This is a genomic window from Flavobacterium aciduliphilum (assembly GCF_003268855.1).
Lineage (GTDB): Bacteria > Bacteroidota > Bacteroidia > Flavobacteriales > Flavobacteriaceae > Flavobacterium > Flavobacterium aciduliphilum.
Genome location: NZ_QLSZ01000001.1, coordinates 238458 through 261702 on the forward strand (window position 1 = coordinate 238458; position 23245 = coordinate 261702).

Genomic DNA, 23245 nt, shown 5'->3' on the forward strand with positions numbered 1-23245 from the left:
TTCAAATAACAAATTCCAAATAAATCTAAAATCCTAAAATATCAAACTTCAAACTTGGAATAACTTCTGCAAAAATACATTAAATTTGCACGTTAAGAATTTTATGTACAAGAATTCATGTCAGAAATCTCAAATCAACATACCTCAAACGACAATATGCAATCTTCTTGGTTCGCGTCGTGGTTTGATACGTCGTATTATCACATCTTATATAAAGACCGCAACTACCGTGAAGCACAAATCTTCATGGACAATTTGACGCATTACCTCAACTTACCAGAAGAGGCCAAAGTATTGGATTTAGCTTGTGGAAAAGGACGTCATTCCATTTACTTAAACCAATTAGGATTTAATGTTTTGGGCGTTGATTTGTCTGAAAACAGTATTGAAATTGCTTCTAAAAATGCTAACGATAAACTGCATTTCAAAGTGCACGACATGCGCGAACCCTTGGAAGAAAAGTTTGATGCTATTTTCAATTTATTTACGAGCTTTGGGTACTTTGATCATGACGAAGACAATTTAAAAACATTACTAGCCATTAAAGAAAGTCTTTCAGAATATGGGTTTGCTGTGATTGATTTTATGAACGTACCGTTTGTATTAGACAATTTAGTCGCCGAAGAAACGAAAACGGTTGAGGCAATTGATTTTCATTTGAAACGCTATGTAAAAGACGGTTTTATCATCAAAGAAATTGATTTTGAGGACAACGGCAAGAAATTTCATTATGAAGAAAAAGTAAGAGCCTTAACCCTAGAGGATTTCACCAAAATGATGGATGAAGCAGGAATTTATTTATTGGATATTTTTGGCGATTATAAGTTAAAAAAATACTACAAAAAGACCAGTGAACGATTGATTATGATTTTTAAATAGGGGGAGAAAATAGAATATAGACTTTACCAAATGAATTATTTATTACCACTACTTTCCGTGTTACTTGGATTTTCTGCTGCCCTTTGGTTCCAACCTAAAGGCAAAAAGAATCTAAAATTATTATTGGCATTTAGTGGTTCGTTTTTGCTTTCACTCACCGTGATGCATTTGTTGCCAGAGGTGTATGAAAGTGGCAATGCCAAAGTCGGAATTTATATTATGGTTGGGATTTTGTTCCAAATCATCCTAGAATTTTTCTCTAAAGGTGCCGAACACGGACACGTACATGGGCACGATAAACTGACACAAATGCCTTGGTTGTTGTTTATCAGTTTGTGTATTCATGCGTTATTGGAAGGTTTTCCTGTGGGTCATCATCATGATTTAGCAATCGGAATTGCGATTCATCACTTGCCAATTGCAATTATTCTGACTACCTTTTTCATTCACGCCGAATTGAATAAAACCGCTTTGTTTCTATTTATGTTTTCGTTTGCCATCATGACGCCACTAGGAACTTTGATTTCAGATTATTTGCCCTTTTTAAATAATTATTACACTGAAATAACAGCTGTTGTCATTGGAATTTTATTTCACATCTCTTCCACTATTATTTTTGAAAGTAGCGAAGGACATAAATTTAATATTGCTAAGATTTCAATGATTATTTTAGGAATTGTACTGGCTTGTTTTGTGTAATTCCGAAGTTTTCTTTTTACATTTGACAAACAAATTAAAAATAAATTATCATGGGATTATTTTCTGCCTTATTGGGAAATGCAGGCGCTGTTAATCAAGAGACTTTACTTAAAGACTATGGAAAACTGTTAATTGAGGGTGAAGCTATTGAATTGGGGTTTAAATTAATAAGAGACACTTTTATTTTCACCAACAAACGATTGATTTTGATTGAAAAGCAAGGAATCACTGGTAGTAAAGTGGAATATAAATCTATCTTATATAAAAGTATTACTCGATTTAGTGTAGAAACAGCAGGAACTTTTGACCTTGATGCAGAACTTAAAATCTGGGTATCGAGTGAGACAAATCCGAGCATTATCAAGCAATTTAATAAATCTGTAAATGTTTATGATGTTCAAAGTGTTTTGGCACATCATGTTTTAAAATAGAAATCATGACCTTTACTAAAACTACCGAACAATCGTCCAAATACGAACATTTAGAACACATGTCGGTTGTCGCTTTGTTGACGAACATCAATAACGAAGACAAAACCGTTCCTTTAGCGGTGGAAAAAGCATTGCCACAAATCGAAGCGTTGGTTACTAAAGTGGTAGAAAAAATGAAACTTGGTGGAAGGCTTTTCTACATTGGTGCAGGAACTTCAGGACGTTTAGGAATTGTAGATGCTTCGGAATGTCCTCCAACTTTTGGAGTGCCTTTCGATTTAGTAAACGGAATCATTGCAGGTGGTGACAAAGCCATTCGCCGTGCGGTAGAAAATGCCGAAGACAGTACGACTCAAGCTTGGGTAGACTTACAAGAACAGAACATTGGAGAAAATGATGTTGTCATCGGAATTGCTGCATCTGGCACCACTCCTTATGTCATTTCAGGTTTAAAAAAATGCAAAGAGAATAATATCGTTACGGGTTGCATTACGTGCAATGAAGGAAGTCCGTTAGCATTAACCGCTGATTTTCCTATTGTAGTAGTCGTAGGTCCCGAATTCGTCACAGGAAGCTCCCGAATGAAAGCGGGTACGGCTCAGAAATTGGTTCTAAACATGATTTCTACAACAACCATGATTCAATTGGGACGTGTAAAAGGCAACAAAATGGTCGATATGCAATTGAGCAATGATAAATTGGTCGATCGTGGCATCCGAATGATTATGGATGAAATCCCTGTCGCTTATGAAAAAGCAGGGCTTTTATTAAAAGAATACGGCAGCGTTCGTAAGGCTGTCGAGAATTGGAAACAACATAAATAATAATAACGTATGAAAAGATTAATTATGCTTGCTCTGCTGGTTTTAGGAACCTATGCAAATGCACAAGAAATTACCTTAACAAAAGGCAAATTTTATGTCGATGGTGCCCAAATTTCAACTCGGGATACAAAAAAAATGCTCCAATCCAATTACAAAGCATTCCGAATGTTGCAATCGGGAATTAGTAAAGAATCAACAGGAGGATTTCTATTGGGTTTTGGAGGAGCATTAATCGTAACTGACTTGGTAGTAGGCTTGGTTTCTGATGTGCATTATCCAACAGCTGCTACCTATATAGGTGCGGGTTCCTTATTGATTTCGATTCCTGTTCTATCAGGAAAAAACAAAAAAATAAAGAATGCCATTGATTTATATAACAACGGATTGAAATCAAACAGCACTATAAATTCCGATGTTGAAGTGTCGTTTATTGGGAATCAAAGAGGCTATGGCCTTCAAATACGTTTCTAAGATGGCAACCGACAAAGAACTTTTAGCAAAAGGAATAAAATATTTGTTTGGAGCCTTACCCCTAATGTTTTTAGGCCCAAGTGTCATCTATAATGCTTTTATGAATAAACAATCTTCTTGGTACTATTTGGTATTAATTATTGGATGTGGGTTGTGTATAGCCTCTGTTGGACTTGCTTTTAAAGGATTGAATTTCATAGTCAAAGCTTTGTTTGATGGAGAGCAATAACTACTATCTAGAAAGCGTAAAGAAGCAATTTCTTTATTATAAAACCCTGGGAGAAAAAGCGATTGATCAATTGGAGCCTGAACAATTATTTGTTGCTGTCAACGAGGATACTAATTCGATTGCTACCATTATTAAACATCTTTCTGGGAATATGTTGTCGCGTTGGACCGATTTTTTGACGACCGATGGCGAAAAAGAATGGCGCCACCGTGATAGTGAATTTGAAACCTCACTTCAAACCAAAGAAGACGTACTCGAAGTTTGGAATACAGGTTGGACGTGTTTTCTAAACGCCTTGGATTCTATTACCCCTGAACAACTTACAACAATAATTTATATTCGTAACGAAGGACATACTGTCATTGAAGCTATTAATCGTCAGTTGGCGCATTATCCCTATCATGTTGGTCAGATTATTTTTTATGCCAAAATGCTCAAGCAAAGTGAATGGGTCAGTCTTTCGATACCAAAAAAACAAATCCAATTCGTATAACGCTGCTAAATTTGCTAAAGAAAAAAGCCTCAGAAACTTTACGGATGACGAATTAAACCGATTACACTAACAACAATCCATATCCTATTCAATGTCAAACTATAACTTTCAACTATTACTTCTCTTCTTCATACTCCTTTCATCTTGCCAGCAAAGAGTAGAATGCAACCCAAAAGAGTTTAAAACAGGAACGTTTGAATTTTCTCAAACCGTAAATGGTAAAAAAGAGACTACGCAATTCATTCGTACTGATAAACTTCAAATCGAAACCTACAAAGGAAAAACGGATACGGCTACTGTACGATGGATCAATGACTACGAATTTATCTTACAAAAAATTCATCCAAAAAACAGAGCAGAAGAAAAGGCGATTTCTATGCGTATTATAGAAACCCATGGAGCCTCTTACACGTTTGAGTATGGTTTTGTTGGCGCAACAAAAAAACAAATCGGAATTGTAACAAAAATCCATTAATCCCGTAAAACTACTTTATAAATTAAAATATATACAACCCAATGATGGAATTAATCACCAATCCAAATGCATGGATTGCGCTTTTAACACTAACGTTTTTAGAAATTATTTTAGGTATCGACAACATCGTTTTCCTTTCTATTGTTTCAGGAAAATTGCCTGAACAAGACCAACCCAAAGCACGCCGAATTGGTTTAACATTAGCCATGGTGTTTCGTATTATATTACTTTTCGGAATCACTTGGGTGTTGAGTTTGCAAGAAACTTTAGTGAGCGTCAATTGGGGCTTCTTTGAAGCGCACATCACAGGGCAAAGCATCATCATCTTTGGTGGAGGTTTGTTTTTGTTATACAAATCGGTGTCTGAAATTCACCACAAAATGGAAGGCGAAGAAGAAGGCACTAAAGGAAAATCGGCTTCAGGATTGATGGCAGCAGTGTTGCAAATTGCCTTATTAAACATTGTGTTTTCATTTGATAGTATCCTAACCGCTATCGGAATGATCAGCATGAAAAGCCCAGCCGAAGGCGGTTTTGGTTATGAAGGGGCTTTAGTAATCATGATTTTATCCATCATTATTTCTATTGGGATTATGATGATTTTTGCCGGACCCGTTTCTAAATTTGTCAACGAACACCCAACCATTCAAATCTTAGGATTATCGTTCTTAATCTTAATTGGTGTCATGTTGATTGCAGAGGGGTCACACTTGGCGCATTTCCGTTTTGGAGATGATTTAGAAGTCAATAGTATTCCAAAAGGCTACCTCTACTTCTCGATTTTCTTCTCGCTATTTGTAGAGTTCTTGAATATCAAAATGCGCAAAAACAGTAATAAACCTGTGAAACTGAAAAATAACACAATCGTTGATAAGAAATTGGAAGACGAGGATATTACCAACTAGTATAAATAAAAAAAGGTGATTTTAAAATCACCTTTTTTTATTTATGATAAGCCCGAAATTTTTCCATTCGTATCAATATCCATTCGTTCTGCATTGGGAATCGCAGGTAACCCTGGCATACGCATCACATCGCCCAACAAAGGAACGATAAAGCCTGCTCCACTAGCAATTTCAAACTCGCGAACGGTAATATCAAAATCTGTTGGTCGCCCAATCAACTTTTCATTATCGGAGAAACTAGCTGGCGTTTTTGCCATACAAACGGAAAACTCATTGAATCCAAGGTCGTTGATCATTTTTAATTGAGATTTCGATTTGGGTGAAAATGCTACCGAACGAGCACCATAAATCTCTTTGGCAATGGTAGTAATCTTGTGTTCTAAAGCATCCTCTTTTTGGTATAAGGGTTGGTAGTTGGCTTGTCCTTTATTGATTTCTTCAATGACTTTTTCAGCCAAGGCAGCCGAGCCTTTTCCGCCTTCTACAAAAGCTGTACTCACAATGGCGGTCACCCCTTTTTTCAAACACAAGGCTTTCAAAACTTCATATTCTGCCTGGGTATCATCTGGAAAAGCATTGATACACACCACTGGATTAATACCAAATTTCTGAATGTTTTCAATATGTTTTTCTAGGTTGCAAAACCCTTTTTCAATAGCGTTTGTATTCTCTGTCTTAAATTCCTCGGCGCTCAACCCAGCATGATGTTTTATAGCACGAACCGTGGCTACTAAAACCACCGCATCAGGTTTTAATCCACTTTGTCCGCATTTGATATGAAAGAATTTTTCAGCCCCCAAATCAGCACCAAAACCCGCTTCGGTCACTACATAATCGCCTAACGAAAGTCCCATTTTGGTTGCAATTACGGTATTGGTTCCCTGCGCAATACTCGCAAATGGTCCACCGTGAAGAATAGCAGGATTGCCTTCTAAAGTTTGTACCAAATTCGGTTTCAAAGCATCTTTCAGTAAAACCGCCATCGCTCCTACTACATTCAAATCTCTTGCAAAAATAGCTTTTCCCTCTAAAGTTTTACCTACATAGATAGTACCTAATCGCACTTTCAAATCTTCTATATCTTTCGACAAACAAAGAATCGCCATGACTTCAGAAGCTGGAGTGATATTGAAACCGTCTTCTCGCATCGTGCCGTTGGCTTTAGTCCCCACACCTATAATGATTTGGCGCAACGAGCGGTCATTCATGTCCATCACGCGTTTCCAGGCAATAGACTTTGGATCTAAATTCAACGAATATTTCGGATTTTGAAGGTTGTTATCAATCACCGCAGACAGCAAATTATTCGCCTTTTCAATCGCTGAAAAATCACCTGTAAAATGCAAATTAATATCTTCCATGGGCACCACTTGCGCATAGCCCCCACCTGCAGCACCGCCTTTTAATCCAAAAACAGGTCCGAGTGACGGTTCTCTCAAAACGCCAATAGCTTTTTTACCAATACAATTCAAACCATCTGTTAAACCGATGGACATCGTGGTTTTACCCTCACCATACTTTGTGGGCGACATGGCAGAAACCAAAATCAGTTTGCCTTTGGGGCTTTCAGATTGTAACGAAAGGGGCAACTTAGCTTTATACTTGCCATAGTATTCTAAATCGTCTTCTGGAATATTTATTTTTTCTGCTATGTTTCGGATGTGTTGCAAGGTAGCACGTTGTGCAATTTCAATATCAGAGGGAAATGTTGACATTATTCTAATTTTTATTTTTTAGCCACAGATTCACAATTTTTTTTATGTAATAATTTGTGAATCTGTGGCTATCTATTTTTATTCTAACGATAAGGTAATTTGACCATCATCGTCTAATTCTGTAGGAATCGTATCTGAAAGGCTGTCTTCAGTAGAAACCTCTTCTGGAGTTACTTCTTCTTCTGGTTCTTCAAAAGGTAATGGCTCTAGTAGATTGACTTGTTTTAATTTATCAGTGGTCAATTGGTTTCCTAACGCTTTGATTCCTTTGACCGCAATAAATTGTTCTAAATCGACCGTTTGATTGTCTTTTTGAACGCCTTTTACTTTGGCAAAAATAAGTTCAGCAACTGGTCGCCAATCCGTAGAAACAATTTCCAATTGGGATTTCTCATGCTCGGTGATAAAAATTTCTTCCTTGTTTTCGTTTTCCACCAAGAAGCGTTTCACAAAGTAACGTTCTTTTTCTCCATCATAATAAATACACGAAATGGGTTTCTTAGGATTCCATTTTTCGAGCACGATCATGTCTTCATCGAAATGCGTGGTCAACTCAGGAATAATGGTTTTTAATTTTCCGGTTTGATTGATAATTAAAAGTCGGTCATTGGGTCTAAATTCGCCAAGCAACTCCCCTCTTCCGTCAACATTCAAACGTTGTACAGTATCATCAAACCACACTTTTCTCGGACGCAAGGTTGAAATACCTTTTTCTTTTAATTCAATTTTCTTGATAGGATATTTAGTCACCGTATTCCCACGAGACGCACGCCCTTTAATCGCTATATCCGAAAAATCGACGTCCCATTTTAGTTTTTTGACACTGCCTACTTGACGCAATAATATCGTGACTGTTTCTGCTTCACCATTCGGATTAGCCGAAAAATAAGACACTTGTGAGCCTGGTTTTTCTTGGGTTAAATCGTAGAATTTATCACGAGTGACTCCCGATACATTAAAACGTTTTATAAAAGTAGACCCATTTTTACCATCGCGATACATCATGTTGTAAATGGTGCGTTTGTCATTTTTATCAAACACGCCAATATGGATAATGTCTTTTCCTACAAATTTTTTATCATCCACTTTAGAAATCATCATTTTTCCATCGCGAAGGAATACAATCACATCATCAATATCAGAACAATCCGCCACATATTCGTCTTTTTTCAAGCCCGTTCCAAAGAACCCTTCTTCTCTATTGACATACAGTTTGGTGTTTCGTAATACCACTTTTGTGGCTTCGATATTTTCAAAGCTTCTCAATTCCGTTTGACGCTCACGACCTTTTCCGTATTTCTCTTTCAATTTAGCGAAGTAATCAATAGCAAAGTCGGTGAGGTTGTCTAAATGATGTTGCACTTCTTTCATTTCGTCTTCCAACTTAGCAATGAAGTCATCTGCCTTATCTGAATCAAAACGCGTAATACGAATCATCGGAATTTGCGTTAATTTCTGCAAATCTTCATCAACAATAGCTCTTACAAAAGACTTTGTAAACGGTTCGAAGCGCTTGTACATGTACTCATAAAGCGTCTCTCTATCAGAGTACAATTTGAAATCAATGTACATTTCTTCCCGAATGAAGATTTTTTCTAACGTAGAAAAATGCCATTTGGCTTTTAATTCTTCCAATTGAATTTCCAACTCTTGACGCAACAAATCTACAGTACGATGCGTAGAAATTTTAAGCATTTGAGAAACCCCCACAAAGAGAGGCTTATGATTTTCTATCACGCATCCAAGAGGAGCCACGGAGGTTTCACAAGCAGTGAAAGCATACAAGGCGTCAATGGTTTTATCAGGAGAAACTCCAGGGGGAAGATGAATAACTATTTCAACCTCAGCCGCTGTATTATCTTCTATTTTTTTTACTTTAATTTTTCCTTTTTCATTCGCTTTAAGAATACTATCAATTAATGTAGTAGTATTGGTAGAGAATGGAATTTGGGTAATGACGAGGGTTTGTTTGTCTAATTGTGAAATTTTAGCACGAATTCGAACTCTACCCCCGCGCATTCCATCGTTATAATTGGACACATCAGCAATCCCAGCGGTTGGAAAATCAGGATATAACGTAAATGCTTTTCCTTTTAAAATTTTTATCGAAGCATCAATGAGTTCGTTGAAATTGTGTGGCAATACTTTTGTAGAAAGCCCTACAGCAATTCCCTCAGCGCCTTGTGCGAGCAAGAGAGGAAATTTTACAGGAAGGTTTATGGGTTCGGCTCTACGACCATCATAAGACAAGCCCCATTCTGTAATTTTGGGAGAATATAAAATATCATGACCCAGTTTAGATATTCGAGCTTCAATATAACGAGACGCAGCTGCACCATCTCCAGTCAGAATATTCCCCCAGTTTCCTTGCATGTCTATAAGCAAGTCTTTTTGACCAATTTGAACAATAGCATCTCCAATACTGGCATCTCCGTGGGGGTGATATTGCATGGTATGTCCAACAATATTGGCTACTTTGTTATACCGTCCATCATCCAATTCTTTCATAGAATGCATAATGCGACGTTGCACGGGTTTGAAACCATCTTCGATCGCAGGAACTGCACGCTCTAAAATCACATAGGAAGCATAATCCAAAAACCAATCTTTGTACATGCCTGTTACTTTGGTTATGGTGTCTTCTGGATTTTCGTCGTTTTCGTAGAAATGATTTCCAGTAGAAACGATGTCTTCAAAACCTTCGTCGATTAGGTCGTCGTTGGTTTCATTTGATTCATCCTGAAAATCATCTTCTGGGATGATGTTGTCTTCTTCGTCTTTCATATTTTTTGTAGCACTATGTTACTCAAAGTTTTCACAAAGTTTCACTATGTTTTTTTTATTATCTAGAGCAAATTTATTCAACGTTTTATAGTAAGTTTCGCAATGTTTTTGTGTCACTTTGTGCCTTACATTGTGATACTTTGTGCTCCATTAACTATTTCTCCATCAATTCCTTATCCAATTCTACTTTCAAATTATTGATGATAAAATCTTGTCTGTCAGGTGTATTTTTTCCCATATAAAACTCAAGCAAGGTTTCAATTGTAGTAGTTTTATCAAGCATTACAGGATCGAGACGCATATCCTCCCCAATAAAAAAACGAAACTCATCAGGCGAAATTTCACCCAACCCTTTGAATCGGGTTATCTCTGGTCGTGGTTTAAGTTTTTCAATAGCATCCACACGTTCTTGGTCGGAGTAGCAATAAATGGTTTCTTTTTTATTACGTACACGAAACAAAGGAGTTTGTAAAATATACAAATGCCCATCTTTAATCAACTCAGGGAAAAATTGCAAGAAAAAGGTAATCAACAACAAACGAATGTGCATTCCATCGACATCGGCATCGGTGGCAATGACGATATTGTTATACCGTAAATCCTCCATTGATTCTTCAATATCTAAGGCTGCCTGCAATAAATTAAACTCTTCGTTTTCATATACAATTTTCTTCGACATGCCATAAGAGTTCAAAGGTTTTCCACGCAAACTAAAAACCGCTTGCGTATTGACGTCTCTTGATTTGGTAATCGACCCCGAAGCCGAATCCCCCTCAGTAATAAACAAGGTGCTTTCTAAACATCTAGGATTCTTTGTATCGGTCAAATGTACTCTACAATCACGAAGTTTTTTGTTGTGTAAACTGGCTTTTTTAGCACGTTCTTTGGCTAATTTCCGAATGCCTGAAAGCTCTTTTCGTTCACGTTCGGCTTGTAAGATTTTGCGTAGTAATAAATCGGCTGTCTCTGGATTCTTGTGCAGAAAATTATCCAATTTGGTCGTGACAAAATCATGAATAAAGGTACGCACGGTTGGTCCATCGGGACCTACTTCTGTGGAACCTAATTTGGTTTTGGTTTGCGATTCAAAAACAGGCTCTTCTACTTTTATGGCAACAGCAGAAACAATAGATTTCCGAATATCAGAAGCTTCAAAATTTTTATTGTAAAAATCACGAATGGTTTTTACTACAGCCTCACGGAAGGCATTCAGATGTGTTCCTCCTTGAGTCGTATTTTGTCCGTTGACAAACGAATGGTATTCTTCAGAGTATTGCGATTTACTGTGGGTGAGTGCAAACTCAATATCGTCCCCTTCCAAATGAATAATTGGATATTGCATATCCTCATCGGAAATGGTTTCTATAAGTAAATCTTTTAATCCAAATTCGGAAACATATTTATCCCCATTAAAATATATCGTTAAACCTCTATTGAGGTAACAATAATTTTTAAGCATTCGGATGACGTACTCATTGCGGTATTTATAATTTTTAAAGATGGAGTCATCGGCGATAAAAGCTACTTTAGTCCCTTTACGTTTGGTAGATTCTTGAATTTCTTCTTCAATTTTTAAATTTCCTTCCGAAAATTCAGCAGCTTTTTGTTGGTTATCACGAACCGATTCGACACGAAAATAATTGGATAGTGCATTGACGGCTTTTGTACCCACTCCATTTAAACCGACCGATTTTTTAAAGGCTTTGGAATCGTATTTTCCTCCAGTATTCATTTTGGAAACCACATCCACCACTTTTCCTAACGGAATTCCACGACCATAATCACGCACCGTAACCAATTTATCTTTAATGGTTACCTCAATGACTTTACCCGCACCCATCACGAATTCGTCAATACAATTGTCGATAACTTCTTTTAAAAGAATGTAAATTCCATCATCTGGCGAAGAACCATCTCCGAGTTTACCAATATACATTCCAGGACGCATGCGGATGTGTTCTTTCCAATCGAGCGAGCGTATATTATCTTCGTTATATTGTGTTTCTTGAGCCATTTTAAAAGGTATCGATTTTAACTGCGTTCAATTCGACTTCTATCTAGATAGAAACCTCGGGTCAGCTAATTTAATGATATTCCGAGATATTTTAAAACGATCTTTATTAAAGTTATTAAGAATGTTTTTGACAATTTTAGAGAAATATATATAGAAAAAAACCGCAAAATTTCTTTTGCGGCTAGTCTATTTTTTATATTATTATATCTATTTTTCTAAAGTCTATACATTAAAGCGGAAATGCATCACATCGCCATCTTTTACTACATATTCTTTTCCTTCTACTCTTAATTTTCCCGCTTCTTTCACCTTAGCTTCTGAACCATAATGAGAAAAATCTTCAAAAGCAATAACCTCAGCTCGGATAAATCCTTTTTCAAAATCGGTATGGATTACGCCTGCCGCTTTAGGAGCAGTATCTCCTACATTGATAGTCCACGCTCTTACTTCTTTAACTCCTGCAGTGAAATAGGTTTGTAATTTCAACAACTTGTACGCCGCACGAATCAACACCGACGAACCTGGTTCGCTCAATCCTAAATCTTCTAAAAAAACCTGACGCTCTTCATAACTTTCCAACTCATTGATATCGGCTTCTGCCCCTACTGACAACACAATAACCTCAGCATCCTCATCTTTTACCAACTCACGAACTTGATCAACATATTGATTACCCGTAACAGCCGAACGTTCATCTACATTACAAACATACAACACAGGTTTATTTGTAATGAGTTGAAACTCTTTCATAAGTTCTTCTTCATCTTGATTTTGAGGTTGTACAGTTCGAGCCGATTTTGCTTGCAACAATGCTTCTCTGATTCTGTCTAATAAAACTTTCTCAACTTGTGCTTCTTTATTACCCGTTTTGGCTGCACGATTAACCTTTTCCAATCGTTTTTCAACGGTTTCCAAATCTTTGAGTTGCAACTCAATATCAATCGTTTCCTTATCCCGAATCGGGTTGACATTCCCATCGACATGTACAATATTGTCATTATCAAAACAACGCAATACATGAATGATGGCATTACATTCTCTAATATTTCCTAGGAATTGATTTCCTAAACCTTCTCCTTTACTTGCCCCTTTTACAAGTCCAGCAATATCCACAATATCTACCGTTGCCATTTGTACCCGTTCAGGTTTTACTAATTCTTCCAAACGTGTTATTCTTGGATCGGGCACATTGACCACACCAATATTGGGTTCAATAGTACAAAACGGAAAGTTTGCACTTTGCGCTTTAGCATTTGACAAACAATTAAATAAGGTTGATTTTCCAACGTTGGGCAATCCTACAATTCCTGCTTTCATGGTATTAATTTTACAGTCAGCCTAGTGGCCAACAGTTTGATTTTATTTTTTTACGCTTGCAAATATAGTGCAATAAAATCAAGTACCAAATGAGGCTTTTTTAAGTTATTTTTGAAGTCTCTCTTCTACCGAATTTATGATGTCGAGTTCATCCTCTGTGGCCGTAAGTCCTGAAACGTTCCAATAATCAGACAATATTACGTTTTTTTTATTAAATAACGTTTTGTCTTTATAGACATCCTCTTTAGAGAAACTATATTTCTGCGTACTAAAATTGTTGATTACCATATAATTTCTCACTTCAATCGAACTTACCCCTTTCTTTTCGACTTTGTCAAATCCAATTTCCTCTTTAGAACTCATCAAATAATAATTTGAACCATCAAACTTATAGGTGTTTTTAAAATAGGATTTATATAGATTTTTTGCTCCGACAGTCGTTTTTTCTTTATTTCTCGCTACTACAGCTGGCGATAAGGAGGCCGTTACTTCCAATATTATTTTTTTCTTTTTATCGTATAATACGGTATACTCATCTAAGAATCCTGAAGCATTTTCTAAAGGTTTTATACGCATCAAATAACACTCAGGATTGGCATTGTAAGTATTGATTAGAAAATCAAATTCTTTCCTAGCATGAGGTTCTAAAATAAATTCTAAATATTTAAAATTATAATAATTTTCCATAATATTATTTAAATCATACCCCAAGAGATAGTCGCTAACTTCTGCATCTAACAGATTAAAAGAACGATTTTGTTCGACCAAAATATCTGTTTTAAAATCTTTTTCCTTACCAGAAATCTGAAAATTTATCAACCCGTCATTATAATAAGAATAAGCTCCATTGTATTTAAAAAATTCACGCATGTAGACTTTTAATCGGGCAGGAACGGTTAATTTTTCAATAGAATTATCCACAAGATTTTTCAATATCTTCTGAGGATGTTGTTTTGTGATGATAACTTCATCCAAATCACTTACATTCTTTTTTAGATAAATCACAGAAGAAAGGTTGTCCAAGGTATTCGATCTAACAATAAACGTTTGATAAGAAGTATGTGTGATTTTAATTGAGGATATTCCGTTTAAAAGAAAACTCACTTTCCCTTCAGCATTACTTAAAAAGTTTTGTTTTGTTCGAACCACAGTTACCGTAGCATCTTCAATAGGAGCTTGACTATCGGCGTCTTTAAGTACAATAGTCACCGTACCATTTTGTCCATAAAAGGTACCCAGCATCATAAAAAAAAGTGCCAAAAAAAACTTTTTCATCAACCTTGTGTTTTAACAAATTTAATAGTTTTTTTCTACTATTAATAAAAATGATGCTTTTTTTTACGAAAAATCCTGAATTTCTTCAGGATTTTATTTTATTCGTTATGTAAAAAAGATTGTCTGTTGAACAAGGTTTCTTCACTTTCAACATGATTGTCATCAGGGACACAACAATCTACGGGACAAACGGCAGCACATTGTGGCTCTTCATGAAACCCTTTACATTCTGTACATTTTCCAGGTACAATATAATACACATCATCCGAATAGGGCGTTTGAGGAGCCTCTGCATCTACTTCGGTTCCATCGGGTAAAACAACTTTCCCTTTAAGTTTTGTACCGTCTTTCCAGCGCCAATCGTCTGCACCTTCATAAATAGCGTTATTCGGACATTCTGGTTCGCATGCGCCGCAATTAATACATTCGTCTGTTATTATGATTGCCATTTTAAAAAATTTATTTGTTTGAAGTTATTAAGTGTATGCATCAAAAACATACAACTTTTTTAACTTTTGGCCCGTGCCTCGTTTCTATTTCTTAATTTTGTGCAAAATTACAATCTATACTACATAAAAACAAGTTACCTATGTTACAAATCGAGAAAAAAAAGTGTTTTATTGCATTAGGGCAATTTTTAAGTCAATTTTCTTTGCACGATACTCAGAAAAATAAAACCGTACTTTTTAACGATTTGTTTTATGATGATTTTGTGCAACTCATTGAAATATCGCAATCTCACAACGGGTGGTTCACTCCTGAACAAGTTTACCATGCTATTCAATCGTGGGCACACGCTTTGACCGAACCAAATCTAGACCAATGGCTCTCTAAATATGAATGGACAAACGTTGAACCAAAAACAGTGGGGCTGATTTTAGCGGGTAACATTCCTCTCGTTGGATTTCATGATTTTTTGTCGGTTCTAATTTCGGGACATAAGGTTTTGGTTAAAACTTCCTCCAACGACCAGTATCTTATAAAATTTCTGGCAAAATATTTGATTTCGATGTACCCCGAATTTGAAAATTACATCACCTTTACTGAAGGAAAATTAGAAAATTTTGATGCCGTAATTGCAACAGGAAGTAACAATACAGCGCGATATTTTGAGTATTATTTTAAAGAAAAGCCATCCATAATACGAAAAAACAGAAATTCTGTTGCCGTTCTTAATGGCGGTGAAACTCACGAAGAATTGCAAGCCTTAGGAGAAGATATTTTTAGGTATTTCGGACTCGGATGCCGCAATGTATCTAAACTATTTGTCCCAAAGGAATATGATTTCCAACCTTTTTTCAAGGCCATTTTCAGCTTTGGAGAGCATATTCACTATGAAAAATACGCCAATAATTATGACTACAACAAGGCTGTTTTTTTGATGAGTAATTTCAAACTTTTAGATAATGAGTTTTTAATTCTTAAAGAAGACAAAAGCTATGCCTCACCCATAGCCTCACTCTTTTACGAATATTATGAAAATCTGGATGAAGTTCAAAAACAACTCGAACAAGATGCTGATCAAATCCAGTGTGTCGTTTCAAAAAATCTTATTCCTCATAGCATTCCTTTTGGAAAAACACAACAACCCGAACTTTGGGAGTATGCCGATGGTGTAGATACCATCGATTTTTTAATAAAACTGTAATAGTAAAATCAAAAAATAAAATATAAACTATTACGATTTCGTTAATAACATCATCGAATTATTATGATATTCTAACTCCTTTTTTAATTGGTATTTCAGAAATTTGCTTCCGATTTAAAAAAGTACCCTACGATGAAAAAACACAATTACAGTGCAGGTCCTTGCATATTACCGCAAGACGTTTTTGAAGAAGCCGCTCAGGCAGTAGTAAATTTCAACAATTCTGACTTGTCCATTCTTGAAATTTCGCATCGTAGTAAGGATTTCATTGCCGTAATGGAAGAAGCTCGTGCCTTAGTTTTAGAATTATTACAATTAGAAAACAAAGGGTATCAAGTCCTATTTTTAGCAGGAGGAGCCAGTTTAGAATTTTTAATGGTGCCCTACAATTTGATGGCTCAACATGGAAAAGCAGCCTATCTCGATACGGGAACTTGGGCCAGCAACGCCATTAAAGAAGCCAAACCTTTTGGAGAAACTGTAATTGTAGCTTCTTCAAAAGAGCAAAATTATACTTTCATTCCGAAGGGCTTCGATATCCCAAATGATGCTTCATACTTTCATTGCACCAGCAACAATACTATTTTTGGAACACAAATGAAGTCTTTCCCAAAAACAAATGTTCCTCTTGTGTGCGATATGAGTTCGGATATTTTTTCTAGAACTTTAGATTTTTCTCAATTTGATTTAATTTATGCTGGAGCTCAAAAAAACATGGGCCCTGCTGGAACCACACTTGTGGTTGTTAAAGAATCGATTTTAGGAAAAACTGGACGATACATCCCAAGCATGTTGGATTATGAAAAACATATCAAAGCCGAAAGCATGTATAATACTCCTCCCGTATTTCCTATATATGCGTCACTTCTCACGTTGCGCTGGTTGAAAAAATTAGGAGGTATTGCAGCCATCGAAAAAATAAATGAAGCTAAAGCTCAATTATTATATGATGAAATAGACCGAAATCCATTATTCAAAGGAACTGCGGCCCCCGAAGACCGAAGCATCATGAATGCTACGTTTCTTTTGTTGGACGAAAATCATGTTCCCATTTTTGACAAGATGTGGAAAGACGCCGGAATTTCTGGGTTAACAGGCCATCGCTCTGTGGGAGGGTACAGAGCTTCCATGTACAATGCCTTGCCTTTAGAAAGTGTTCACGTATTGGTTGATGTCATGAAAGAATTAGAATTAGTGGTATGCAAACAAGAAGCAACACTGTCTTAAAAATGGAATCTTTATAGTGTCCTTTATTAAAATTATAATCTTATAAATGTAAAATGAAAATATTAGCTAACGACGGAATTTCTAAAAGTGGTATCAATACTTTAGAAAAAGCGGGGTTTGAAGTAATCACAACCAAAGTAGCACAGGAACAAGTAGCAAATTATATCAACGCGCATAATGTGGGCGTACTTTTAGTACGAAGCGCAACTAAAGTGCGTAAAGACCTCATCGACGCTTGTCCTGGACTTAAAATCATTGGAAGAGGAGGCGTAGGAATGGACAATATAGATGTCGCTTATGCCCGTGAAAAAGGAATACAGGTAATCAACACGCCTGCTTCGTCCTCTGAGAGTGTCGCCGAATTGGTGTTTGCACATCTTTTTACAGGGGTTCGTTTTTTACATGACTCCAATCGGACAATGCCTTTGGAAGGAGACTCAAATTTTGAAGGACTGAAAAAAGCGTATGCCAACGGTATCGAATTGCGTGGAAAAACGCTTGGGATTATTGGGTTTGGTCGAATTGGGCAAGCGGTGGCAAAAATGGCGTTAGGATTGGGAATGAGAGTCATTGCTGCCGATAAATTTGTGAGTAAAGTAGACGTAAAAGTAGATTTTTACAACGGCCAATTCATCAATGTTGCCATTGAAACAGAACCTTTGGAAGATGTATTTAAGCATTCCGATTTCATCACATTACATGTTCCCGCACAAGAAGGTTATGTTATTGGTAAGGCGGAATTTGCTCAACTTAAAGAAGGCGTGGGAATCATCAATTGTGCTCGAGGAGGGGTTGTGGATGAAGTCGCTTTGATTGAAGCTTTAGAAAATGAAAAAGTGGCTTTTGCTGGATTGGATGTTTTTGAAAGCGAACCTAAACCTGAAATCCAAATTCTCATGCACCCAAAAGTGTCGCTTACCCCTCATATTGGAGCCGCAACGCTTGAAGCACAAGACCGTATTGGTACCGAATTAGCCGAACAAATCATCGGATTATTATGTAATTAAGTTTTTCATATATTTTTTCAAAACCCAAATCAGGAATCCTTTCTAATTTGGGTTTTTCTTTTTTATTATTAAAAAGAGTTTTCTAAAATACTGTTTCACAATTATTTGAACAACATATTTTTTAAAACATAATTTACAATAATTAGCACTTCCTATAAAAAAGTACTATCTTTGTTTGTATGAAAAACATCAAGCATCGTTGGAATGTAAAATCAAACTTTCAGGTTTTTGTAATTATTCTCGTGTTTGCCTGTACTGGGTCGGCTACAGCATGGCTCACTAAGCCTATATTGGCTTATTTTGGAATCTCCAAAATTACACTCAACCTGGTGGAGTATTATGGCCTTTACCTTTTAGTACTTTTTCCAATTTACCAAATACTGCTATTAAGTATAGGTTTTGTTATGGGGCAATTTTCATTTTTTTGGGCTTTTGAAAAAAAACTACTTAAAACCCTTAAATTTAATGTGATTTTTAACCTATTTCGAAACAAATAATTCGTAAGAATTTTGATCCTCATGAATAGAGTTTCGTAATTTCTTTGTTTCTTTGTAAAAATCAATGCTATGATTATCGCCAAAAACATCCACAAATACTATGACAAACTCCATGTATTAAAAGGAGTCGATTTACACATCAAAAAAGGGGAAATTGTATCCATTGTAGGCGCTTCTGGAGCAGGAAAAACGACCTTACTTCAAATTCTGGGAACATTAGATAAACCTCAAGCCGATTCCGAAACAACTCTTTCTATTCACGGCGAAGCTGTTTTAAAAATGAATGATAAAAACTTATCAAAATTCAGAAATTTGCACTTAGGTTTTATTTTTCAGTTTCATCAACTGTTACCCGAATTTACGGCTCTTGAAAATGTTTGTATTCCTGCGTTTATTGCAGGGAAAGAAAAAAAAGAAACCGAAGAAGAAGCTAGAAAATTATTACATTATTTGGGATTATCCCATCGAATAGAGCACAAACCCAATGCTCTTTCGGGTGGGGAACAACAACGGGTAGCCGTGGCACGGGCGTTAATTAATAATCCCGCCGTTATTTTTGCTGATGAACCTTCTGGAAATTTAGACACCCATGCGGCTGAAAATCTTCATAAGTTATTTTTCCAACTTCGGGATGAATTCGGACAAACGTTTGTCATTGTAACCCATAACGAAGAATTAGCCAACATGGCCGACCGAAAACTAACTATGATTGACGGGTTAATCGCGCTATGATACTCATTTTTCTTTCTTGGATATATATTTTTTTTACGACTATAACCCTTGGAATCGGTCTAGGAAAAATTGTTTCTATTAAAACAAATGGTATTATAACCTCTATTTTCGGACTTATTACAACAACTATATTAGCAAGTATTTGGGCTATATTTGGAAGGATAAATGTAGAGTTTCATAGCACATTGTTACTTTTGAACAGTGTTATTACAATTGTCTTCTTTAGGGAAATACGAGATATTTTCAAGATCTTTTACAAAGATTTTACGCAATTATACCAGCCTTTCAAACTTCTATTTATTATCAATAGTATAATCATATTAGCACAATGCGCAGCGCCTCCTTACATTATTGACAATGAATCTTATTATATTCAAACAATAAAATGGCTCAATGAATACGGTTTGGTAAAGGGTCTAGCAAATGTGCATATTTTCTTCGGTCAAACTAGTGGTTGGCATATCTTACAAAGTGCTTTTAATTTTTCATTTCTCTACAAAAACTTTAATGATTTAAGCGGTTTTTTTCTACTGTTAGCCACTGCCTTTTCTTTTAAAAAACTCAACAATTACCTAACGAACGGAAATAAAGTAGATCTCTGCATAGGAATTTTAATGTTGGCACAAGGCTACTTTCTACAATTTATCAGTGCCCCATCACCCGATTTACCTATCTATTGGCTAACATTTATTATTTTTTACATTTTTCTAAAAAAATACAACAAACCAACGGTAGAAGACACTAATCTAATTCTATTGCTTGTTACTTTCTTACTCTATATAAAACCTATATATTTTACTTTATTGATTCTTCCTATTGCCTTCGGAAGAACACTATTCAGAACAACATTCAAAAAAACAATACCCACAGTAACAATTGCTTTTCTTTTTGGGGTGCTCTTGGTAGTAAAAAACTGCCTTTTAACGGGGTATCCTCTATTCCCTTTAACAACATTTTCAATTCCTAAAATAGATTATGCTGTTCCAAATCATGTGTTACAATACCATTTTTCTAGAGAACGCTTGTATCGATTTTTTATCACAAAAAACGAATTTCATACCCTTACAACACTACAAATTTTCCTAAAAGCCATATTCTTCGAAAAAATAAGTACTTTTTTCTACTTTTTAACCTTTGGAACACTCATCATTACCCCATGGAGCATCTATAAATTTGGAAATAAAAAATCTCTTTGGATACTCTATTCTGTGTTTTGCTTTCAGCTTATTTTTCTCATTTGGAATGCTCCTTTATATAGGTTTTTCATACATTTTACACTTCTGTTCATAAGCATAAACGGAACAACCTTTTTGTCAATAAAACCAAAATTTATAACGCCCGTCTTAGGATTTAGTACTCTTCTTTTAGTAATTCTTGTTTTTATTCCTCTTAATTTATCACTCCTAACGCATAATAAACTATTAAAACATAATGCGGTTTTTATGAGTGAGCAACTCCTTTTTCCATATAAAAACTCAAAGGAAAATATTAAATACAAAAAAGAAACTTATGGCAACCTCACTTTTTACTCCCCAGTACAAAATGATTTTTTTTGGAGAACTGGTGATGGTGATTTACCTTGTGTTAACAAACAACAAATAGATTTTTTTGCAAAAAAACTTAAGATTATACCACAAAAAAGATCTTCATCATTAGCTGATGGATTTTATAGTAAACCAATTCTGGAAAATGACCCCATTAGATCACAAAACATTCCTTGACGAAAAAGCAGCCCAATACAATACCCCTAACTTTATTGAGAGTGACCCCATTCAAATCCCTCATCAATTTTCTCTAAAAGAAGATATTGAAATTGCTGGTTTTCTTACCGCTACCATAGCATGGGGAAATCGGAAAATGATTATCTCTAACGCACAAAAAATGATGACTCTAATGGGAAATTCCCCCTATGATTTTGTGCTCAACCACGAGAACCATCATTTGGAGAAAATAGAACATTTTGTACATCGAACATTCAATGGAACCGATTTTATTTTTTTCATCAAAGCCCTACAAAACATATACAAAAAACACCACGGTTTGGAAGCTGTATTTGCCAAGAATACGTTAAATCTATCCGTGCAGCCAAGCATATCCGAATTTAAAAAAATCTTCTTTGAAATCGAATACCCCAACAGAACTCTAAAGCATATTTCCGACCCATCAAATAATTCGGCTGCCAAACGCATCAACATGTTTCTACGTTGGATGGTACGTCAGGATACAAAAGGTGTCGATTTTGGAATTTGGAAAACCATTCCCATGGCTGCACTTTCGTGTCCACTAGATGTCCATTCTGGAAACGTAGCCCGAAAATTAGAACTCCTCACTCGGAAACAAAATGATGCCAAAGCATTATTCGAATTGGACAGCAATCTCCGAATATTAGACCCCAATGACCCCGTAAAATATGATTTTGCACTATTTGGTTTAGGCGTTTTTGAAAAATTTTAACCCTTTTAAAGAGAATACACTAACTCTTTTTTGGATGTTTTTTCCTTCTAATTACTATTTACTAATTACTAATTACTATTTTTGTACAAACCAAAACACAACACTTTAACATGCTTATTATTGGAATTGCTGGGGGTACCGGTTCGGGTAAAACAACGGTTGTACACCAAATTATGAATGAATTGCCACAAACGGAAGTAGGAATTATATCGCAAGACTCCTATTACAAACACAACGTGGGAATGAGTTATGAAGAACGTAGTAAAATAAATTTTGATCATCCTAGAGCGATTGACTTCGAACTTTTAGTGGAACACCTTAAAGAACTTAAAGCTGGAAAAACTATCGAACAACCTGTATATTCTTTTGTGACTCACAACCGTACCGACGATACCATTGTGACACACCCCAGAAAAGTCATGATTGTGGAAGGTATCCTTATTTTTACCAATCCTGAACTACGCGAAATGTTTGATGTAAAAGTCTTTGTTCATGCCGATTCAGACGAACGTTTAATCCGTCGTTTAAAAAGAGATATTGCCGAAAGAGGCCGAGATATGGAAGAAGTATTAAACCGATACCAAACCACTCTAAAACCCATGCATCAACAATTTATCGAACCCACAAAAGCCTTTGCTGACATCATCATTCCAAATGACAAATACAATACGGTAGCCATCGATGTAGTGCGTGCCGTGATCAATCAACGAATTGCTTAAAACCAATAGCACATGTTTAAAAAACTCCAAAGTCTAAAATCAAACAATCGATTGCTAAAATGGATCGGAAACAGATATGCTTTGGTGTTTCTATTTTTTATTCTATGGATGCTTTTTCTAGACAATCAATCCTACATGGATCAAAGAGTTTTAGACAAACAAATCGAAGAATTGGAAGACAACAAAGCATACTATAAACAAGAAATTGCTAAAGACGAGCAAAGCATCAAAAACCTTAAAAACACAGGACAAACCGAACGCTATGCTCGTGAAAAATATTTTATGAAAAGAGATAGTGAAGACATTTACATCATCGATATAGAAGACCAGCGAATTAAAGACAGCCTCGCTGAAGCCGAAAAAAACCATTAATCTTATTTCCAAAATCGCATCCGATTCCTTTACCAAAACGACACCTAGTACTCTCTCGTTTGAGGGTACTCCGTGCCA

At 35.9% G+C, this 23245-nt stretch carries 23 protein-coding genes and 1 pseudogene; 18 read left to right on the plus strand and 6 right to left on the minus strand.

Going from position 1 to position 23245, the window contains the following annotated elements:
- Positions 1-117: 117 nt before the first annotated feature.
- The 9 genes and pseudogenes from CLV55_RS01115 to CLV55_RS01155 all read left to right on the plus strand — a co-directional run bounded on the left by CLV55_RS01115 (position 118) and on the right by CLV55_RS01155 (position 5406).
- Entirely contained in the window at positions 118-879 is a 762-nt protein-coding gene (locus CLV55_RS01115; protein ID WP_112111896.1) for a class I SAM-dependent methyltransferase, read from the plus strand.
- Positions 880-909: 30 nt separating this feature from the next.
- A complete protein-coding gene (locus CLV55_RS01120; protein ID WP_112111897.1) occupies positions 910-1578 on the plus strand; it encodes a ZIP family metal transporter in 669 nt (222 codons plus the stop codon).
- A gap of 50 nt (positions 1579-1628) precedes the next feature.
- Positions 1629-2009, plus strand: a complete 381-nt coding sequence (locus CLV55_RS01125; RefSeq protein WP_112111898.1) for a PH domain-containing protein — start codon at positions 1629-1631, stop codon at positions 2007-2009.
- 5 nt (positions 2010-2014) lie between these two features.
- Positions 2015-2833 carry an N-acetylmuramic acid 6-phosphate etherase gene (gene murQ, locus CLV55_RS01130; protein WP_112111899.1) on the plus strand — a complete coding sequence of 273 codons (819 nt, stop codon included), beginning with the start codon at positions 2015-2017 and terminating at the stop codon, positions 2831-2833.
- Positions 2834-2842: 9 nt separating this feature from the next.
- Positions 2843-3304 carry a hypothetical protein gene (locus CLV55_RS01135; protein ID WP_112111900.1) on the plus strand — a complete coding sequence of 154 codons (462 nt, stop codon included), beginning with the start codon at positions 2843-2845 and terminating at the stop codon, positions 3302-3304.
- A gap of 1 nt (position 3305) precedes the next feature.
- Entirely contained in the window at positions 3306-3533 is a 228-nt protein-coding gene (locus CLV55_RS01140; protein ID WP_112111901.1) for a DUF6095 family protein, read from the plus strand.
- Positions 3520-4096, plus strand: a pseudogene (locus CLV55_RS01145) (DUF1572 family protein). Before CLV55_RS01140 ends, CLV55_RS01145 begins: the two are co-directional and overlap by 14 nt.
- A gap of 21 nt (positions 4097-4117) precedes the next feature.
- A complete protein-coding gene (locus CLV55_RS01150; protein WP_112111902.1) occupies positions 4118-4501 on the plus strand; it encodes a DNA topoisomerase IV in 384 nt (127 codons plus the stop codon).
- Between the two features lie 41 nt (positions 4502-4542).
- The gene (locus CLV55_RS01155) at positions 4543-5406 is read left to right on the plus strand and encodes a TerC family protein (protein WP_112111903.1); all 864 of its coding nucleotides are present in this window, start codon (positions 4543-4545) and stop codon (positions 5404-5406) included.
- A gap of 41 nt (positions 5407-5447) precedes the next feature.
- Here the strand turns inward: CLV55_RS01155 and CLV55_RS01160 are convergent, their stop codons facing one another.
- From CLV55_RS01160 to CLV55_RS01185, 6 genes are all read right to left on the minus strand, one after another.
- Positions 5448-7121: a formate--tetrahydrofolate ligase gene (locus tag CLV55_RS01160; RefSeq protein ID WP_112111904.1), complete on the minus strand. Its 1674-nt coding sequence runs from the start codon at positions 7119-7121 to the stop codon at positions 5448-5450.
- 78 nt (positions 7122-7199) lie between these two features.
- Positions 7200-9905 carry a DNA gyrase/topoisomerase IV subunit A gene (locus CLV55_RS01165; protein WP_112111905.1) on the minus strand — a complete coding sequence of 902 codons (2706 nt, stop codon included), beginning with the start codon at positions 9903-9905 and terminating at the stop codon, positions 7200-7202.
- 154 nt (positions 9906-10059) lie between these two features.
- On the minus strand, positions 10060-11919 hold the full coding sequence (locus CLV55_RS01170) for a DNA topoisomerase IV subunit B (protein WP_112111906.1): 1860 nt from the start codon (positions 11917-11919) through the stop codon (positions 10060-10062).
- A gap of 222 nt (positions 11920-12141) precedes the next feature.
- Entirely contained in the window at positions 12142-13236 is a 1095-nt protein-coding gene (gene ychF / locus CLV55_RS01175; RefSeq protein ID WP_112111907.1) for a redox-regulated ATPase YchF, read from the minus strand.
- Positions 13237-13341: 105 nt separating this feature from the next.
- On the minus strand, positions 13342-14511 hold the full coding sequence (locus CLV55_RS01180) for a carboxypeptidase-like regulatory domain-containing protein (protein WP_112111908.1): 1170 nt from the start codon (positions 14509-14511) through the stop codon (positions 13342-13344).
- 98 nt (positions 14512-14609) lie between these two features.
- Positions 14610-14960, minus strand: a complete 351-nt coding sequence (locus CLV55_RS01185; RefSeq protein ID WP_112111909.1) for a 4Fe-4S binding protein — start codon at positions 14958-14960, stop codon at positions 14610-14612.
- 140 nt (positions 14961-15100) lie between these two features.
- On the opposite strand from CLV55_RS01185, the gene CLV55_RS01190 reads away from it, so the two are divergent.
- The 9 genes from CLV55_RS01190 (at position 15101) to CLV55_RS01230 (ending at position 23167) form a co-directional block, all read left to right on the plus strand.
- On the plus strand, positions 15101-16159 hold the full coding sequence (locus tag CLV55_RS01190; RefSeq protein WP_112111910.1) for an acyl-CoA reductase: 1059 nt from the start codon (positions 15101-15103) through the stop codon (positions 16157-16159).
- Positions 16160-16291: 132 nt separating this feature from the next.
- Entirely contained in the window at positions 16292-17386 is a 1095-nt protein-coding gene (serC, locus tag CLV55_RS01195; protein WP_112111911.1) for a 3-phosphoserine/phosphohydroxythreonine transaminase, read from the plus strand.
- 53 nt (positions 17387-17439) lie between these two features.
- Complete coding sequence (locus CLV55_RS01200; protein WP_112111912.1) at positions 17440-18393, plus strand: D-2-hydroxyacid dehydrogenase; 954 nt, start codon at positions 17440-17442, stop codon at positions 18391-18393.
- A gap of 179 nt (positions 18394-18572) precedes the next feature.
- Positions 18573-18890: a DUF6787 family protein gene (locus CLV55_RS12980; protein ID WP_112111913.1), complete on the plus strand. Its 318-nt coding sequence runs from the start codon at positions 18573-18575 to the stop codon at positions 18888-18890.
- 69 nt (positions 18891-18959) lie between these two features.
- On the plus strand, positions 18960-19622 hold the full coding sequence (locus CLV55_RS01210; RefSeq protein ID WP_112111914.1) for an ABC transporter ATP-binding protein: 663 nt from the start codon (positions 18960-18962) through the stop codon (positions 19620-19622).
- Positions 19619-21343, plus strand: a complete 1725-nt coding sequence (locus CLV55_RS01215; RefSeq protein WP_112111915.1) for an LIC_10190 family membrane protein — start codon at positions 19619-19621, stop codon at positions 21341-21343. Before CLV55_RS01210 ends, CLV55_RS01215 begins: the two co-directional genes overlap by 4 nt.
- A complete protein-coding gene (locus CLV55_RS01220) occupies positions 21312-22076 on the plus strand; it encodes a TIGR02757 family protein (protein WP_112111916.1) in 765 nt (254 codons plus the stop codon). The genes CLV55_RS01215 and CLV55_RS01220 overlap by 32 nt, the downstream gene beginning before the upstream one ends.
- 110 nt (positions 22077-22186) lie before the next feature.
- Positions 22187-22795, plus strand: coding sequence for a uridine kinase (udk, locus tag CLV55_RS01225; protein WP_112111917.1), 609 nt, complete (start codon positions 22187-22189; stop codon positions 22793-22795).
- A 12-nt stretch (positions 22796-22807) separates the two neighbouring features.
- A complete protein-coding gene (locus CLV55_RS01230) occupies positions 22808-23167 on the plus strand; it encodes an FtsB family cell division protein (RefSeq protein WP_112111918.1) in 360 nt (119 codons plus the stop codon).
- Positions 23168-23245: the final 78 nt, after the last annotated feature.

What these genes read in the sequence shown, in the direction of transcription:
- CLV55_RS01115 (WP_112111896.1), top strand. Translation starts at nt 118, where the DNA reads ATGTCAGAAATCTCAAATCAACATACCTCAAACGACAATATGCAATCT.
- CLV55_RS01120 (WP_112111897.1), top strand. Translation starts at nt 910, where the DNA reads ATGAATTATTTATTACCACTACTTTCCGTGTTACTTGGATTTTCTGCT.
- CLV55_RS01125 (WP_112111898.1), top strand. Translation starts at nt 1,629, where the DNA reads ATGGGATTATTTTCTGCCTTATTGGGAAATGCAGGCGCTGTTAATCAA.
- murQ (WP_112111899.1), top strand. Translation starts at nt 2,015, where the DNA reads ATGACCTTTACTAAAACTACCGAACAATCGTCCAAATACGAACATTTA.
- CLV55_RS01135 (WP_112111900.1), top strand. Translation starts at nt 2,843, where the DNA reads ATGAAAAGATTAATTATGCTTGCTCTGCTGGTTTTAGGAACCTATGCA.
- CLV55_RS01140 (WP_112111901.1), top strand. Translation starts at nt 3,306, where the DNA reads ATGGCAACCGACAAAGAACTTTTAGCAAAAGGAATAAAATATTTGTTT.
- CLV55_RS01150 (WP_112111902.1), top strand. Translation starts at nt 4,118, where the DNA reads ATGTCAAACTATAACTTTCAACTATTACTTCTCTTCTTCATACTCCTT.
- CLV55_RS01155 (WP_112111903.1), top strand. Translation starts at nt 4,543, where the DNA reads ATGATGGAATTAATCACCAATCCAAATGCATGGATTGCGCTTTTAACA.
- CLV55_RS01160 (WP_112111904.1), bottom strand. Translation starts at nt 7,121, where the DNA reads ATGTCAACATTTCCCTCTGATATTGAAATTGCACAACGTGCTACCTTG.
- CLV55_RS01165 (WP_112111905.1), bottom strand. Translation starts at nt 9,905, where the DNA reads ATGAAAGACGAAGAAGACAACATCATCCCAGAAGATGATTTTCAGGAT.
- CLV55_RS01170 (WP_112111906.1), bottom strand. Translation starts at nt 11,919, where the DNA reads ATGGCTCAAGAAACACAATATAACGAAGATAATATACGCTCGCTCGAT.
- ychF (WP_112111907.1), bottom strand. Translation starts at nt 13,236, where the DNA reads ATGAAAGCAGGAATTGTAGGATTGCCCAACGTTGGAAAATCAACCTTA.
- CLV55_RS01180 (WP_112111908.1), bottom strand. Translation starts at nt 14,511, where the DNA reads ATGAAAAAGTTTTTTTTGGCACTTTTTTTTATGATGCTGGGTACCTTT.
- CLV55_RS01185 (WP_112111909.1), bottom strand. Translation starts at nt 14,960, where the DNA reads ATGGCAATCATAATAACAGACGAATGTATTAATTGCGGCGCATGCGAA.
- CLV55_RS01190 (WP_112111910.1), top strand. Translation starts at nt 15,101, where the DNA reads ATGTTACAAATCGAGAAAAAAAAGTGTTTTATTGCATTAGGGCAATTT.
- serC (WP_112111911.1), top strand. Translation starts at nt 16,292, where the DNA reads ATGAAAAAACACAATTACAGTGCAGGTCCTTGCATATTACCGCAAGAC.
- CLV55_RS01200 (WP_112111912.1), top strand. Translation starts at nt 17,440, where the DNA reads ATGAAAATATTAGCTAACGACGGAATTTCTAAAAGTGGTATCAATACT.
- CLV55_RS12980 (WP_112111913.1), top strand. Translation starts at nt 18,573, where the DNA reads ATGAAAAACATCAAGCATCGTTGGAATGTAAAATCAAACTTTCAGGTT.
- CLV55_RS01210 (WP_112111914.1), top strand. Translation starts at nt 18,960, where the DNA reads ATGATTATCGCCAAAAACATCCACAAATACTATGACAAACTCCATGTA.
- CLV55_RS01215 (WP_112111915.1), top strand. Translation starts at nt 19,619, where the DNA reads ATGATACTCATTTTTCTTTCTTGGATATATATTTTTTTTACGACTATA.
- CLV55_RS01220 (WP_112111916.1), top strand. Translation starts at nt 21,312, where the DNA reads ATGACCCCATTAGATCACAAAACATTCCTTGACGAAAAAGCAGCCCAA.
- udk (WP_112111917.1), top strand. Translation starts at nt 22,187, where the DNA reads ATGCTTATTATTGGAATTGCTGGGGGTACCGGTTCGGGTAAAACAACG.
- CLV55_RS01230 (WP_112111918.1), top strand. Translation starts at nt 22,808, where the DNA reads ATGTTTAAAAAACTCCAAAGTCTAAAATCAAACAATCGATTGCTAAAA.